This window comes from Pseudomonas sp. GM49 (assembly GCF_000282355.1).
Taxonomy (GTDB): Bacteria; Pseudomonadota; Gammaproteobacteria; order Pseudomonadales; family Pseudomonadaceae; genus Aquipseudomonas.
In genome coordinates, this window is record NZ_AKJL01000027.1 from 1 (window position 1) to 14,759 (window position 14,759).

Consider the following 14,759-nt stretch of genomic DNA (forward strand, 5'->3'; position numbering starts at 1 on the left):
GGTGACCACCGTGAAGCCGCTGCGGCTGTCGATGCCGGCGTGTTGCAGGGCGCCGATCAACTTGTCCAGCGCGTTGTGGCGGCCAATGTCTTCGCGGCAGATCAACGCGTTGCCTTGGCTGTCGAAGTACAGCGCTGCATGCAGGGCGCCGCTGCTGCGGGCCATTTGTTGTGCCTGTTCGATGCGGCTGCGAATGTCGATGAAGTGCTCGGCGGGCGGCAGGGGAACCGGGTCGAGAATGTCCAGTTTCGGCAGCGCCTGCTCCAGCGCTTGCACACCGCACAGTCCGCAGCCACTGGTGCCGGCCATCTGCCGACGATGGTTCTTCAGTGCCCAGAACGCGCGGCTGGAGATCTGCACGTCTGCTTGAACGGCCTGGTCGAATCGGGTGAGGCGCAGGTCGTAGATTTCGCGCGGGTCCCGAACGATGTCGTTGCTGACGCTGAAGCCACGGATGAAGTCTTCGAGGTTGCCCGGCGATACCATCATCACGGCCTGGCTCAAACCGTTGTAGGTGATTGCCAGTGCGATCTCGGCGGCCAGCGCCGCCTGACAGACTGACGCGGCGCTGTCGTACTCGCGAAAGTTCACACTCAGCGGTTTGGGTGCAGGGGCGTTAGTGTCGCTTCGATAATCGGCTTGTTCAACTTGGCACAACATGCAAAGAACCTCGAAGCGCTGAATTAAGTTCAGGCTACGGGTAACTGTTCAATGCGTCCAATCGCTTGTTCCGATGCGCCGATTGGTGATGTCTATCAGGTTGGTAAAAGATACCTCGTTCGGTTTTATATAAAGCCGGAATTTGATCAGTCAGTCCGGCTGAATAACGTTCGTGCTTCGGCGAAACACTTCTCGGCAATCGCCGAGCGCGGTTCGGTCTTGCGCATCACCAGGCCCAGTGGCGCGAGCACGCTGGCATCCGGCAATTCGATGAACGACAGGTGTTCGATGGGTTCTTCCAGGCCGCTGTCCAGTGGCATGACCGCGCAGCAAAAACCTTCGTGAATCGCCTGCAGCAACTGGTAGGTCGAATCGCTTTCCAGGATCGGCTGCGGGTCCAGTCCGCGGCTGCGAAAGCTCAGGTCGATGGATTTGCGATAGTGCATGCCGTTGCTGAGCATCCCCAAGGGCAGCTCTGCGGCGTCCTCCCAGCTCATTTGTGTGCCGTCGAAATGGAAGTGACGGGTGTCGTACAGCAGGCCGACGCGGGTCTCGCCGATTTCGAAAAACTCGAAGTAGCTCGGGTTGACGTGATCGAGGTAGCACACACCCAGGTCCAGCTGATTGTTGCCAAGGCCCTCGATGATCTGGTCGGAACTCAAGGAAGACAGGCTGTACTTGAGCTCGGGAAAGCTGCGGGACAGGCCCTGGATGTAGGTGACGGGGTTGAAGCTGCTGAGCGGCACCAGCCCCAGGCGCAAGTTACCGACGAGTTGGCCCCGGCACGCGGCGGCCTCGGCGAAGAGCCCGTCGTGGGCGGCCAGCAGGGTCCGGGCCCACGCCAGTACGCGTTCGCCGGCCTGGGTAAAACCCTCGAAGCGCTGGCCCCGGGTGACCAGCACCAGGTCCAGTTCATCCTCCAGGTTGCGCAGGCGCATCGACAGCGTGGGCTGGGTGATGTGGCAGCGCGCAGCGGCCTGGCCAAAGTGGCGGGTCTGCTCCAGGGCGATCAGGAACTTGAGTTGTTTGATGTCCATGACGGCACCTGCTGGCGGGGAAGTGAGGGGTAAGTATTGACTCAAGTGCGCAAGACACAAGGCGAGCCGGAAAACGTGAGGTGTGGACGATCTCATTGTCTTCGGTGTGCGTCCAATCACTGGTATCTAAGGGGGTATCGATGGGCTCTATCACTGATGCCTTTTATGGTCTTTTTATATTGATAGATCGGCTCGATAGTCTGGTTGGTTAGAGTGATTGGACACAGTTCGATTTATCGAATTAGTCTCCGAAAGTTATTTAATTTGGCTATTTAATTCATGCCTGCCGGAGAATTCCATGAGCGTCAAACCGGATGCCTTGTTTATACCCCTGAATATTGCCGTGCTGACCGTTAGTGATACCCGTGAATATGCCAATGACACCTCCGGCCAGTTACTCGTCAGTCGTTTGCTGGAAGCCGGCCACACCCTGAGCGAGCGCAACCTGCTCAAGGATGACCTTTACAAGATCCGCGCGCAGGTGGCGAACTGGATTGCCGACGACGGCATTCAGGTGGTGCTAATCACTGGCGGTACCGGGTTCACCGGTCGCGACAGCACACCCGAGGCTGTAGCCTGTTTGCTGGATAAACAGATCGATGGTTTCGGTGAACTGTTCCGGGCGATTTCGATCCTCGACATTGGCACCTCCACAGTACAAAGCCGGGCATTGGCCGGGCTGGCCAATGGCACGCTGGTCTGCTGCCTGCCGGGTTCCACGGGCGCCTGCCGCACCGCATGGGAAGGCATCCTCGCCGAACAACTCGACGCTCGCCACCGGCCATGCAATTTCGTGCCGCACCTCAAGCCTGTGCAAGCCTGCGGGACGCGGGGATGAGTCATTCATCCTTGATGCCGGTGGAGGAGGCCATCGACAGTTTGCTGGCAATGGCCGAGGCGCGGTGGATTGAAGACAGTGAAGCGGTGCCGCTAAGCGCCGCACGGCAACGGGTACTGGCCAATGACCTGGTGGCGACTCTCGATCTGCCGCCGTGGCCGAACAGCGCCATGGACGGGTATGCCCTGAATATCGAGGGTTGGGATGGGGAACCGCTGGCCGTGTCGCAGCAGGTATTTGCCGGTCACGCCCCTGAAGCCCTGGCACCGGGAACCTGCGCGCGCATCTTCACCGGCGCACCGGTTCCGCCGGGTGCCGACTGTGTGGAGATGCAGGAGAACACCGAGGTACTGGATGACGGACGTATCCGCTTCAAGCAGCCACTGAGCGCCGGCAACAACATCCGCCCGCAAGGCCAGGAGAACCGCGTTGGCGATGTGCTGCTGCGCGCCGGCAAGCGCCTTGGCCCGTTCGAACTGGCGGTCGCGGCGGCACAGGGCTGCACCCATGTGCAGGTGGTGCGGCGACCACGGGTGGCGTTGCTGTCCACCGGTGATGAACTGCTCGAACCGGGCACGCCACTCAAGCCCGGCAGCATCTACAACAGCAACCGCACGCTGTTGAGCCATTGGTTGAATGCGTTGGGTTGCGAGGTCATCGATGCCGGCATTCTTCCCGACGAGCCACGCCAGACACGGCTTAAACTCGAACAGCTGCAGCACGCGGCTGACCTGATACTCACCACTGGCGGCGTGTCCGCCGGTGACGCCGACTGCCTCGGCCAGGTGCTGCGCGAGTGCGGCAAACCGTTGCTGTGGAAACTCTCGATCAAACCCGGCAAGCCATTGACCGTGGGCCACTTCGGCCGCGTGCCGGTGATTGGCCTGCCGGGTAATCCGACATCGGCGTTGGTCACTTTCGGCCTGTTGGCCCGGGTTTATCTGTTGCGGATTCAGGGCGTCGAAGACGTCGAGCCTTTGAGCTTCCCGGTCAGGGTCGGCTTTGCCTGGCCCAAACCCGGGAGTCGCCGTGAGTACCTGCGGGCGAAACTCGAAGCCGGTCGAGCGGTGCTCTATCCGAACCAGAGTTCAGGCGTGTTGCTGGGCGCATCCTGGGCGGACGGGCTGGTGGAAGTGCCGGAAGGCTGCACGCTGGAAGTGGGCGACACGGCGCGGTTCATTCCCTTCAGCGAGCTGTTCTGAATACAGCGAACAAACTGTGGGAGCGAGCTTGCTCGCGATGGCGGAGTGTCAGGCGACGTGGATGTTGGCTGTGATGACCTCATCGCGAGCAAGCTCGCTCCCACAGGTTCTGTGTGTTTCTTTAGTCTCAATTCAACACAAAATCCACCGGCTCCAGTTGTGGCGGCAGTTCCGTCACGCCCAGGGCCGCCAGCACATCGCGTTCGATGTTGCGCACGATGGCGTCGGTGGGCAGGTCGTTTTCGTCGCGGCCGAACGGGTCTTCCAGCTCGTCGGCAATCGCATCCAGGCCGAAAAAGGTGTAGCTGACAATCGCGGTGAAAATCGGTGTCAGCCAGCCCAGGGGTTCGGCCATGGCAAACGGCAAGAGGATGCAGAACAGGTAGATGGTGCGGTGCAGCAACAGGGTATAGGGGAAGGGTAGCGGGGTGTGTTTGATGCGTTCACAGACCGCCTGGGCGTGGGTCAGGCTGGCCAGGTGGTTGGCCATTAGCGTGTAGCGCCAGTCGTTGATCGCCCCGGACTCGTTGAGTGCCGAGCAATGCTGACCGACCTGCATCAGGATTTGCCCGCTGATGTCCGTGGTGTCGCCCTTGGGCATCGGGTGCAGCCAGTCGCCACTGGCAGCCAGTTCGTTTTCCCGGCGCAGCCGCGCGTTGAGGGCATGGGCGAAGCCGCAGAGGTTGCTGAGGATCGTGTGTCGTTCAGCCACATCCTTGATCACCAGGGTTTCACGAATCATCGAGCGGATTTCCACGATCACTTCGCCCCACGCCTTGCGCGCTTCGTACCAGCGGTCGTAGCAGGCGTTGTTGCGAAAGCTCATGAAGATCGACAACGACAAACCCAGCAGCGTGAAGGGCGTTGCACTGACCTTGGAAAAATAGCTGGGGTGCAAGGTTTCGATGAGCACGATGGCCGAGGCGAGCAATGTCACCATCAGGCTGCGCCAGGCAATGCGCTTGGCGATCGAACCCTTGAGGGACGTCAGCACGCCGATCAGGTTGGGTTTGGGTCTCACGATCATGGGTTTCAGCCGCCCGTCATGTTCATGAAGCGAACGACCTGAACATCGTCGTTCACTTCGAAGTTGTGCCGATAAGGCTTGAGTTTCATCGCCTCGATAATGGCTTTTTCCAGGCGCTCGGGCTGTCCGGGGTGGCTGCGCAAAACAGCCTTGAGATCCACGGCGTGCTCATTACCCAGGCACAGCAGCAGACGTCCTTCCACGGTCAGCCGCACCCGATTGCAGGTGCCGCAGAAGTTGTGGCTGTGGGGCGAGATGAACCCCAGGCGAATCTGCGGCGCCTCGGCCAGGCGCCAGTAGCGTGACGGACCCTGGGTCGACTCGGCGGAATCAATCAAAGTGTAGCGTTCGGCGATGCGATCGCGGACCTGGGCGCTTGCGAAAAACGACTCGGCGCGGCTGTGCTCGTCGATGATGCCCAACGGCATTTCCTCGATGAAGGAGATGTCGAGGTTGCGGTCGATGGCGAAGCTCACCAGATCATTGATCTCATGATCGTTGCGGCCCTTCATCACCACGCAATTGAGCTTGGTGTTGCGGAAACCGGCCTGGTTGGCCGCGTCGATGCCCTTGATGACCTGTGCCAGATCACCGGTGCGGGTCAGTTCGCGAAAACGTTGCGGGTCCAGGCAGTCGAGGCTGATGTTGAGGCGCTTGACCCCGGCCTCGAACAACGGCCCGGCCAGTTTGGCCAGCTGCGAACCGTTGGTGGTCATGCACAGTTCACGCAGGCCGGGCAGGGCGGCGATCTTCTCGCACAGTTGCACCACGCCCGGACGGATCAGCGGCTCGCCTCCGGTCAGGCGGATCTTGCGGGTGCCCAGCGCGACGAAGCTTTGCGCCAGTTGATAAATCTCTTCCAGGGTCAGCACCCGTTGCCGGGGCAGAAACTGCATGTCCTCGGCCATGCAATACACGCAACGGAAATCGCAGCGGTCGGTGACCGACATCCGCAGATAGTCCACGCGCCGGGAGAAGCCATCGATCAAGACTCGTTCTGACATGACACCCTCGCTTGGTACTGTATGTGTTGAATGGACTTTGTAGGAGCGAGCTCGCTCGCGATGGTCGTTAACGATTACGCGTGATAACTGGCTAAACACGGTGTTCTTGAGTCCATCGCGAGCGAGCTCGCTCCTACAGATATTGTGCAGATAACGGATTTGTTGAGCGCAGGCTAAGAGCAACTTTAACGGGCGTCCAATCACTATTAACAACCGGGTGATCGAGCGGATCGATGATGAACTTTTTGTTATGGTTTAAAGGTCTGTAAGTGATTTCAAGTAATTGAAAAACAAGGTTAAAAAACCGTGATAGAGCGTTTCGATAATGTAGTTGTAAATAGCGATTAGACAATAATTAATCCCCGTCCATATGCTTTTCTCCGTCAAACGATCAATGGCCTGAATCAGGTCACGGAGAAGTACCATGTCTCAAGTCGACCGCTACAAACCCTACAAAGGTGCCGCCGCCGGTTGGGGTGCACTGATCGCTGTTACCAGGAACTGGCTGGGCAGTGAAAACGCGCTGAAGAATATTCGCGCCATGCTCAAGACCAACCAGAACGGCGGGTTCGACTGCCCCGGTTGTGCCTGGGGCGAGTCGCCGGAAAACGGCATGGTCAAGTTCTGCGAAAACGGCGCCAAGGCGGTTAACTGGGAAGCTACAGGCCGTTTGGTCGACCCGGCGTTCTTCAACAAATACAGCGTCTCGGCGCTGGCCGAGCAGAGCGATTACTGGCTGGAGTACCAGGGCCGCCTGACCCACCCGATGCGCTATGACACTGCCACCGACCGCTACGTGGAAACCACCTGGGACGAAGCGTTCGCGCTGATCGCCCGGCATCTCAACGCACTGGAATCTCCGGACCAGGCCGAGTTCTACACCTCGGGCCGGGCCAGCAACGAAGCCGCCTTTCTCTATCAGTTGTTCGTCCGGGCCTACGGTACCAACAACTTTCCGGACTGCTCGAACATGTGCCACGAAGCCAGCGCGGTGAGCATGATCGAAAGCCTGGGCGTGGGCAAAGGCACCGTGGTGTTTGACGACCTGGAGCATGCCGACGCGATCTTCGTCATCGGCCAGAACCCCGGCACCAACCACCCGCGGATGCTCGAACCGTTGCGCGAAGCGGTAAAGCGCGGGGCGCAGGTGATCTGCATCAATCCACTCAAGGAGCGCGGACTGGAGCGCTTCCAGCATCCGCAGCACCCGATTGAAATGTTGATGAATGGCTCCGAGCCGACCAACACCGCTTACTTCCGCCCGGCACTCGGCGGCGACATGGCGGTCATGCGCGGCATGGTCAAGTTCCTCTTGCAGTGGGAGCGTGAAGCGCAGGCCACCGGCGGCGAGCCGGTGTTCGACCATGAGTTCATCGCCGAACACACCTCGGGAATGGATGCCTACCTGGCCGAAGTCGACGCCACCAGCTGGGAGCACATCGAGCAACAGTCGGGCATGCCTTTGGCTGACATCGAACTCGCCGCCCGCATGTACGCCCGGGCCAAGCGGGTGATCATGTGCTGGGCGATGGGCCTGACCCAGCACACGCACTCGGTGCCGACCCTGCAGGAAGTCATCAACCTGATGCTGCTGCGCGGCAACGTCGGCCGGCCCGGCGCGGGCCTGTCGCCGGTTCGCGGTCACAGTAACGTGCAGGGCGACCGCACCATGGGCATCAACGAGCTGGCGCCCACCGATTTGCTCGATGCCCTGGAAAAACGCTTCTCCTTCAAGCCGCCGCGTGAGCATGGTCACAACACCGTGATGGCGATCGGCGCGATGGAGCAGGGTCGTTCGAAAGTGTTTATCGCTCTGGGTGGCAACTTCGCCCAGGCCACCCCCGACACCCCGCGTACCCACGCTGCGTTGCGCAAGTGCGACCTCACCGTGCACATCGCCACCAAGCTTAACCGCAGCCATCTGGTCACCGGTCGTGATGCGCTGATCCTGCCGTGCCTGGGCCGCACCGACATCGACCTGCAGGCCGAAGGAGCGCAAGGCGTGACCGTGGAAGACACCTTCAGCATGATCCACATCTCCCACGGCCAACTGAAACCGAAGTCGAAACACTTGCTGTCGGAACCGGCGATCATCGCCGGAATCGCTGCCGCGACACTGGGCAAGCACCCGATCGACTGGAGCTGGGCCATCGGCGACTACGGCCGCATCCGCAACATGATTGCCGACACCATTCCGGGTTTCGAAGATTTCAACCGGCGCTTGCTGCACCCGGGCGGTTTCCACATGCCCAACGACGCGGCCAAACGTATCTGGAAGACCGCCAGCGGCAAAGCCCAATTCACCCCGAGCGTGCTGCCGCAGCACCTGATCAGCGAGGGTGTGCGCAACCTGGCGGTCAAGCCGCACCTGATTCTGCAGACCATGCGCTCCCACGATCAGTACAACACCACGCTGTATGGCCTGGATGACCGCTACCGCGGGGTCTACGGCATGCGCGACGTGGTGTTCGCCAACGAGCAGGACATTCGCCGGCTGGGTTTCGAGCCGGGGCAGAAGGTCGACCTGGTGGCGCTGTGGGACGACGAACGCGAACGTCGGGTCAGCGGTTTCACCCTGATCGCCTACGACATTCCGGCCGGTCAGGCGGCCGCGTACTACCCGGAGACCAACCCGCTGGTGCCGCTGGAAAGTTACGGTGACCGCACCTTCACCCCGACTTCCAAGTTCGTCGCCATCCGGTTGGAGCAGGCCAGGGCCAGCAACCTGATCTCGACGTCCGCCGCCTAGCACCAGGGCGCTCATTACAAACCCTTTCACTGTAATGACTGTAGGAGCCGGCTTGCCGGCGATAGCGGTTCGTCAGGCGACACCCGTGTCGATGGCCATTGCGCAATCGCCGGCAAGCCGGCTCCTACAGGTTTATCTCCTTTAAAGCCTCGATGAGGACTTCGACATGTTTAACCTGGAGGCACTGGACCTGGCGCGCATTCAATTTGCGTTCACGGTTTCGTTCCACATCATCTTTCCCGCCATCACCATCGGGCTGGCCAGTTTCCTGGCGGTGCTTGAAGGCTTATGGCTGAAGACCCACAACGACACCTATCGCGATCTCTACCATTTCTGGTCGAAGATCTTCGCCGTCAACTTCGGCATGGGCGTGGTCTCGGGGCTGGTCATGGCCTACGAGTTCGGCACCAACTGGAGCCGCTTCTCCGACTTCGCCGGCAGCATCACCGGGCCGTTGCTGACCTATGAAGTGCTCACGGCGTTCTTCCTCGAGGCAGGGTTCCTCGGGGTCATGCTGTTCGGCTGGAACCGGGTAGGGCGCGGCTTGCACTTCTTCTCGACGGTGATGGTGGCCATCGGCACGCTGATTTCGACTTTCTGGATTCTCGCCTCCAACAGCTGGATGCAGACGCCACAGGGTTTTGAGATCGTCGACGGTCGGGTGATGCCGCTGGACTGGTTGGCCATCGTGTTCAACCCGTCGTTCCCGTACCGCCTGGCGCACATGGCGATTGCCGCGTTCGTGGCCACGGCGTTCTTTGTCGGCTCGTCGGCGGCGTGGCATCTGCTGCGCGGCAACGACACCCGGCAAGTACGCAAGATGCTGTCGATGGCGTTGTGGATGGCGTTGATCGTCTGCCCGATCCAGGCCGTGGTCGGTGACGCCCACGGCTTGAACACCCTGGAGCATCAACCGGCGAAAATCGCCGCAATTGAAGGGCACTGGGAAAACAACGGTAGCGAAGCGACGCCGCTGGTGCTGTTCGGCATCCCGGACATGCAGGCCGAGAAAACCAGGTACGCCATCGAGATTCCTTATCTGGGCAGCCTGATCCTGACCCACAGCCTCGACAAGCAAATCCCGGCGCTCAAGAGCTTCCCGAAAGAGGATCGCCCCAACGCGACGATTATTTTCTGGAGCTTCCGCGTCATGGCCGGGCTGGGCATGTTGATGGTGCTGGCCGGCGTGCTCGGCCTGGCCCTGCGTCGCAGCGGTGCCATTTACCGCAATCGCTGGTTCCTGCGCCTGATGTTGTGGATGGGCCCAAGCGGCCTGATCGCCATGCTGGCCGGGTGGATCACCACCGAAGTCGGGCGTCAGCCGTGGGTGGTGTATGGCCTGCAACGAACCGCGAATGCCGCGTCCAATCACAGCGTCACACAGTTGAGCCTCTCGTTGGCGCTGTTCGTGGTGATCTACTTCTCGGTGTTCACGGTGGGTATCGGCTACATGATGAAACTGGTCGGCAAAGGGCCACAGCCGCATCACGGACATCCCGTCGACGGGCATTCCGATCAGCTGATCACACCGCGCCGGCCGCTATCTGCCGACGCCGAAATCCTCGAAACCGACGCCCGCGTCAATTGAAGGAAGGGAGTTGAATCATGGGTATTCAAGGTATCGATTTATCGCTGATCTGGGGCGTGATCATCGCCTTCGGCGTGATGATGTACGTGATCATGGACGGCTTCGACCTGGGGTTGGGCATTCTGTTTCCGCTGATCCCGGATGCGAAGGAGCGCGATGTGATGATGAACACCGTGGCACCGGTCTGGGACGGTAACGAAACCTGGCTGGTGCTCGGTGGCGCGGCGCTGTATGGCGCGTTCCCGCTGGCCTATTCGGTGATTCTGGAAGCGCTGTACCTGCCCCTGATCCTGATGTTGTGCGGCTTGATCTTCCGCGGTGTGGCGTTCGAATTTCGTTTCAAGGCCAGCCCTGAAAAGCGTCATGTGTGGGACATGGCATTCATTGGCGGTTCGCTGCTGGCGACGTTCTCCCAGGGCGTGGTGATCGGCACTTACATCGCCGGCATCCCGGTGGTCGACCGTCAGTTCGCCGGTGGTTCGCTGGACTGGCTGGCACCGTTTCCGCTGTTCTGCGGTGTGGGTCTGATCGTCGCTTATGCGCTGCTGGGCAGCACCTGGTTGCTGGTCAAGACCGAAGGCATGCTCGAATCGCGGATGCGCCTGTTCACCCGGCCACTGGCCTGGCTGCTGTTGGCGGTGATCGGTGTGATCTGCGTGTGGACGCCGATCCTGCATCCGGACATCGCCACGCGCTGGTTTGCCCATGCGCACCTGGCGGTGTTCGGAGGCCTGGCGGTGCTGGCCTTGCTGGCGTTGTTCGGCTTGCTCAAGACCCTGCGCCAACGCCACACCCATTGGCCGTTCGCCTTCACCCTGATGCTGGTGTTCCTCGGTTACATCGGCCTGGCGTTCAGCATCTGGCCAAACATCGTGCCGCCGTCGATCAGCCTGTGGGCCGCGGCGTCACCGCCAACCAGCCAGTTGTTCATCCTGATCGGGGCGCTGTTCATATTGCCGATCATCCTGATGTACACGGTCTGGAGCTACTACGTGTTCCGCGGCAAAGTGAGGATTGGCGATGGCTACCATTGATTCCCGTGAACCGGCACCGGCGCCTTGGTACAAGCGACTTGGGTGGCTGGTGGTGATCTGGCTGGGCAGTGTGGTTGCGTTGGGGGTGGTGGCGGGGGCGTTGCGGATGTTGATGCAGGTGGCCGGGATGAGTAGCCACTGATGGCAAGTCGTTAGAGGGTTCCAGTTCGCTTTGAGGTGTTTGGATTGGATTGGGTTGGGTGAATATCCATTTCTGGGGTAACGGCGACTATTGGTTCCGCCCTTACGGCTGGTCACTTGGAAGAACGGAACGCCGCCCGGCCTGTAGGAGCGAGCTTGCTCGCGATGGAGGTCAACGATGATGCGGGGAGCCTGACACCCCGCGGTGCTCTCAGGTTTTTCGCGAGCAAGCTCGCTCCTACAGAGCCCGTCGCCATCGGCCATCCATGGCCGGGGGCGGCTAACCCGGCATCCATGCCGGGTTGCCCACTACGCAGAACCTGCGCTCGGCCTCTCGAGGGGGCAAGAAGATCAAAAGCAAAAGCAAAAGCAAAAGCGAGGCGGCCTTCCGGCTGGCCTGATCGCAATAGAACTCGTTTCCCTGTAGGAGCGAGCTTGCTCGCGATGGACGTCAACGATAACGCGTGCTGTCTGAATGATCGCGTTGTTCAGACGTTTTTGGCGAGCAAGCTTCGCTCCTACAGGTACGATCTGCCGCGTTGGAAGGCTGCCCGCCGCCAAGGGCTTCAGTCTCACCGCAAAAGCTTTCTTGAAGGGCCCAGAGTCTTGTCATTACTGCGCCCCAAACATCGCCGTCCAGTAAATCCCCGCATCGCTCTTCGGATCGGTCGCATACGCCGCGCCCAACTCGCGGAACTGCGGGTTCATCAGGTTGGCGCAGTGGCCGGGGCTGGTCAGCCAGCCTTCGACCACCTTGCGTACGCTATCTTGCCCGGCGGCGATGTTTTCGCCGATCTGCTGGAAGTCGTAGCCGGCCAGTTCCGCACGGTCACCCGGTGTGCGGCCATCGCGGTCCTTGTGATCGAAGTAGTTGTGGTTGGCCATGGAGCGGGAATTGCCTTCGGCGGCGGTGGCCAGTGTGGCGTTCCAGGCCAGCGGCGGCGCGGCGGCGAAGGATTGCGGGCCGCATTGACGCGGCTTGGCCCGTGCGGCGTTGAGTTCGATTAGCAGCTTCTGGCCCTCGGCCTGCCAGTCGCCCAGGCGTGCGCTCAACAATGGACGTGCGACCACGATGCGCCATTGCCGGTCCTGGCGGCTGACGCCGACATCTACGAATTGCGGGTCGAGGACGATCTGGCAAAAGCTCTCCTGAATTGCCTTCATCGCCGAGGCTGCATCGCGGGGCCCGGACAGGCTGATGGCCTGCACATTCTTCATGGGATAACCGGCAGCGGCCATGGCCTGCTGCAGATCACCGATGCTCGGGGCGGTCAGCACCAGGCGCGGGTCGGCCGACAGCGGCGGCAGCTCCGAGGAGACCTGGCCTGCACAGCGCTGCAGTTGGCTGCGGTAGACGTTGATCGATTCGATCAATTGCGTTTCGTCTGTCGCCACGGCATTGGCGGCGAATACCAGGCCCAGTGACAAGCCGGCAAAACGCATTGCGGATGAGATGAAACCCATGAAAATCCCCCTTGAGCAGATTGCACCCATGATGCGCGAAGTTGACCCATCCAGGACAACGGATTTATCCAGAGTGTAGTGGGGCGGGTGAAATCATTTCACTACTACACTGAGTCGAACCACTCACCGAGTGACATCGATCATGCGCTTTGACTGGATCGCCACTTGCCTCGCCCTCACTTTGCTGGCCGGCCCGGTATCCGCTACGGATCAACAGCAAAAACAGCAAGCGGCCGAGAACAAGGCTGAGGTGCTGGAACAGAAAGCCGCCGAGAACAACAGCCCCGCACCGGCGCCCAAGGCTGAAGCGATTACCCCGTCCGAAGTCCAGGCCGTCGACCCGGCGGGCGCCGCGCCGCTGGATGACGCGATCACGTGCCTGGCCCGCTCCATTTACTGGGAAGCCAGGGGCAAGGATTCCGCCGACATGGAGGCGGTGGCCAACGTGGTCATGAATCGCCTGGGCCACGAGGGCTTTCCGGATACGGTGTGTAAAGTGGTCAAACAGGGCTCGGAAACCAAGAGTTGCCAGTTCTCCTGGTGGTGTGACGGCAAATCCGATTCGGTCCAGGAAGAGGTGCCTTACACGATGGCCAAGGAGATCGCGCGCAAGGCCCTGAACAAGGAACTTCCGGATCGCACCCAGGGTGCCCTGTATTTCCATGATCGTACCGTCAAGCCGGATTGGGCCAAGGAGTACATCAAGACCGTGGACATCGGCTTGTTCCGGTTTTACAAGCCCCATGACAAATCGGCCAAATAGTAGGTGTCTATTCGGCCAATTATGGTTTTTTTTGCTGAAGTTGCGTGAGGCGTTATCGAAACTGAAATGTTTCTGTTTTATAAGCTTCATAACGTAACCTTGCGCGAATAACGCCATAAGCAGGAACTACACATGAAGCTGACAAGGGTCTGGATCAGTAATCTCGCGCCGATCACGGCGCAATTACCGGTGTGCGTCGTATGACTGTTCTGGTCACCGGTGCAGCCGGTTTCATCGGTTTTCATACGGTCCAGCGTTTGTGCCGCGAGGGTCAGGAGGTCGTCGGTATCGACAACCTCAACGACTACTACGACATCGAGCTCAAGCACGCACGCCTCAAGGTGCTGGAGACTCTGCCGGGATTTCGTTTCCAGAAGATGGACATTGTCGACAAACCGGCCCTGATGAGCTTGTTCCGGGAGCACGGTTTTACCGAAGTGGTGCACCTGGCGGCTCAAGCCGGGGTGCGCTACTCGCTGGACAACCCGGATGTCTATGGACAATCGAACCTGGTGGGTTTCCTCAATGTGCTGGAAGCCTGTCGGCACCATCGCCCCGAGCATCTGATCTACGCCTCGAGCAGTTCGGTGTATGGCACCAACAGCAAGATGCCGTTCAGTGTCGAGGATCCTGTCGAACATCCCGTTTCGCTGTACGCCGCCAGCAAGCGCGCCAATGAACTGCTGGCCGAAAGTTACTGCCATTTGTATGGCTTGAAAGCCAGTGGCCTGCGCTTTTTTACCGTCTACGGTCCGTGGGGCCGCCCGGACATGGCGCTGTTCAAGTTTACCGACGCCATCCTCAAAGACCTGCCCATCGATATTTACAACGAGGGGCAGATGTCGCGCGACTTTACCTACGTCGACGACATTGTCGAAGGTATCGCCCGACTACGCCCAAAACCACCGGTGCCGGAAGGCTCTGCCGCCGGGGTAAACCGTCTCTTCAACATCGGGCGTGGCATGCCGGTGGCGTTGCTGGATTTCGTCGAGTGCCTGGAATCTGCCTTGGGCCTGCAGGCCCGGCGCAACTACATGCCGATGCAGGCCGGTGATGTGGTCAAGACCTGGGCCGATGTCTCGGCACTGGCCGAGTGGGTAGGCTTCAGCCCGCAGGTGACGCTCGAAACCGGCGTCGGCGAGTTTGTGAAGTGGTATCGGCAGTTCTATCAGATTTGAAGCGTTCGCCTCTGATCTCGAAAAAATCAAAAAGGGCGAGAGAGACTCCATGAGCCAAGACATTTTTGTATCCG

General features: G+C 60.2%; 13 protein-coding genes. 8 read left to right on the forward strand and 5 right to left on the reverse strand.

The window, feature by feature from the left end; translation table 11 throughout:
- Together PMI29_RS26570 and PMI29_RS26565 are read right to left on the reverse strand one after the other, a co-directional pair.
- Window positions 1–660 (reverse strand): formate dehydrogenase accessory sulfurtransferase FdhD (locus tag PMI29_RS26570; protein WP_007994071.1); only part of this gene is annotated, 660 nt, incomplete at its 3' end.
- Window positions 661–806: 146 nt separating this feature from the next.
- Window positions 807–1,697 carry a LysR family transcriptional regulator gene (locus tag PMI29_RS26565; protein ID WP_007994072.1) on the reverse strand — a complete coding sequence of 297 codons (891 nt, stop codon included), beginning with the start codon at window positions 1,695–1,697 and terminating at the stop codon, window positions 807–809.
- A gap of 298 nt (window positions 1,698–1,995) precedes the next feature.
- Between PMI29_RS26565 and moaB the strand changes: the two genes are divergently transcribed.
- Together moaB and PMI29_RS26555 are read left to right on the forward strand one after the other, a co-directional pair.
- Entirely contained in the window at window positions 1,996–2,535 is a 540-nt protein-coding gene (gene moaB, locus PMI29_RS26560) for a molybdenum cofactor biosynthesis protein B (RefSeq protein ID WP_007976036.1), read from the forward strand.
- The gene (locus PMI29_RS26555) at window positions 2,532–3,737 is read left to right on the forward strand and encodes a molybdopterin molybdotransferase MoeA (RefSeq protein WP_007994073.1); all 1,206 of its coding nucleotides are present in this window, start codon (window positions 2,532–2,534) and stop codon (window positions 3,735–3,737) included. Before moaB ends, PMI29_RS26555 begins: the two co-directional genes overlap by 4 nt.
- Before the next feature lie 127 nt (window positions 3,738–3,864).
- Here PMI29_RS26555 and PMI29_RS26550 read toward each other — a convergent pair whose 3' ends face one another.
- Window positions 3,865–4,764, reverse strand: a complete 900-nt coding sequence (locus tag PMI29_RS26550; RefSeq protein ID WP_007994074.1) for a bestrophin family protein — start codon at window positions 4,762–4,764, stop codon at window positions 3,865–3,867.
- Between the two features lie 5 nt (window positions 4,765–4,769).
- Entirely contained in the window at window positions 4,770–5,768 is a 999-nt protein-coding gene (moaA, locus tag PMI29_RS26545; protein WP_007994077.1) for a GTP 3',8-cyclase MoaA, read from the reverse strand.
- Between the two features lie 424 nt (window positions 5,769–6,192).
- Between moaA and PMI29_RS26540 the strand changes: the two genes are divergently transcribed.
- The 4 genes from PMI29_RS26540 to PMI29_RS30775 all read left to right on the forward strand — a co-directional run bounded on the left by PMI29_RS26540 (window position 6,193) and on the right by PMI29_RS30775 (window position 11,281).
- Window positions 6,193–8,517 (forward strand): FdhF/YdeP family oxidoreductase, encoded by a 2,325-nt coding sequence (locus PMI29_RS26540; RefSeq protein ID WP_007994079.1) that lies wholly within the window; start codon window positions 6,193–6,195, stop codon window positions 8,515–8,517.
- Between the two features lie 166 nt (window positions 8,518–8,683).
- Window positions 8,684–10,105, forward strand: coding sequence for a cytochrome ubiquinol oxidase subunit I (locus PMI29_RS26535; RefSeq protein WP_007994081.1), 1,422 nt, complete (start codon window positions 8,684–8,686; stop codon window positions 10,103–10,105).
- A gap of 17 nt (window positions 10,106–10,122) precedes the next feature.
- Window positions 10,123–11,139 carry a cytochrome d ubiquinol oxidase subunit II gene (gene cydB / locus PMI29_RS26530; protein WP_007994083.1) on the forward strand — a complete coding sequence of 339 codons (1,017 nt, stop codon included), beginning with the start codon at window positions 10,123–10,125 and terminating at the stop codon, window positions 11,137–11,139.
- Complete coding sequence (locus PMI29_RS30775; protein WP_007994085.1) at window positions 11,126–11,281, forward strand: DUF2474 domain-containing protein; 156 nt, start codon at window positions 11,126–11,128, stop codon at window positions 11,279–11,281. The genes cydB and PMI29_RS30775 overlap by 14 nt, the downstream gene beginning before the upstream one ends.
- A gap of 611 nt (window positions 11,282–11,892) precedes the next feature.
- On the opposite strand, the gene PMI29_RS26525 is transcribed toward PMI29_RS30775, so the two are convergent.
- Window positions 11,893–12,744 carry a CAP domain-containing protein gene (locus tag PMI29_RS26525; RefSeq protein ID WP_007994086.1) on the reverse strand — a complete coding sequence of 284 codons (852 nt, stop codon included), beginning with the start codon at window positions 12,742–12,744 and terminating at the stop codon, window positions 11,893–11,895.
- A gap of 142 nt (window positions 12,745–12,886) precedes the next feature.
- On the opposite strand from PMI29_RS26525, the gene PMI29_RS26520 reads away from it, so the two are divergent.
- Both PMI29_RS26520 and PMI29_RS26515 read left to right on the forward strand, forming a co-directional pair.
- Window positions 12,887–13,507, forward strand: a complete 621-nt coding sequence (locus PMI29_RS26520) for a cell wall hydrolase (protein ID WP_007994087.1) — start codon at window positions 12,887–12,889, stop codon at window positions 13,505–13,507.
- A 200-nt stretch (window positions 13,508–13,707) separates the two neighbouring features.
- Window positions 13,708–14,685 (forward strand): NAD-dependent epimerase, encoded by a 978-nt coding sequence (locus tag PMI29_RS26515; RefSeq protein ID WP_007994088.1) that lies wholly within the window; start codon window positions 13,708–13,710, stop codon window positions 14,683–14,685.
- Window positions 14,686–14,759: the final 74 nt, after the last annotated feature.

Coding starts and splice junctions, on each gene's coding strand:
- PMI29_RS26565 (WP_007994072.1), bottom strand. CDS start 1,697: ATGGACATCAAACAACTCAAGTTCCTGATCGCCCTGGAGCAGACCCGC.
- moaB (WP_007976036.1), top strand. CDS start 1,996: ATGAGCGTCAAACCGGATGCCTTGTTTATACCCCTGAATATTGCCGTG.
- PMI29_RS26555 (WP_007994073.1), top strand. CDS start 2,532: ATGAGTCATTCATCCTTGATGCCGGTGGAGGAGGCCATCGACAGTTTG.
- PMI29_RS26550 (WP_007994074.1), bottom strand. CDS start 4,764: ATGATCGTGAGACCCAAACCCAACCTGATCGGCGTGCTGACGTCCCTC.
- moaA (WP_007994077.1), bottom strand. CDS start 5,768: ATGTCAGAACGAGTCTTGATCGATGGCTTCTCCCGGCGCGTGGACTAT.
- PMI29_RS26540 (WP_007994079.1), top strand. CDS start 6,193: ATGTCTCAAGTCGACCGCTACAAACCCTACAAAGGTGCCGCCGCCGGT.
- PMI29_RS26535 (WP_007994081.1), top strand. CDS start 8,684: ATGTTTAACCTGGAGGCACTGGACCTGGCGCGCATTCAATTTGCGTTC.
- cydB (WP_007994083.1), top strand. CDS start 10,123: ATGGGTATTCAAGGTATCGATTTATCGCTGATCTGGGGCGTGATCATC.
- PMI29_RS30775 (WP_007994085.1), top strand. CDS start 11,126: ATGGCTACCATTGATTCCCGTGAACCGGCACCGGCGCCTTGGTACAAG.
- PMI29_RS26525 (WP_007994086.1), bottom strand. CDS start 12,744: ATGGGTTTCATCTCATCCGCAATGCGTTTTGCCGGCTTGTCACTGGGC.
- PMI29_RS26520 (WP_007994087.1), top strand. CDS start 12,887: ATGCGCTTTGACTGGATCGCCACTTGCCTCGCCCTCACTTTGCTGGCC.
- PMI29_RS26515 (WP_007994088.1), top strand. CDS start 13,708: ATGACTGTTCTGGTCACCGGTGCAGCCGGTTTCATCGGTTTTCATACG.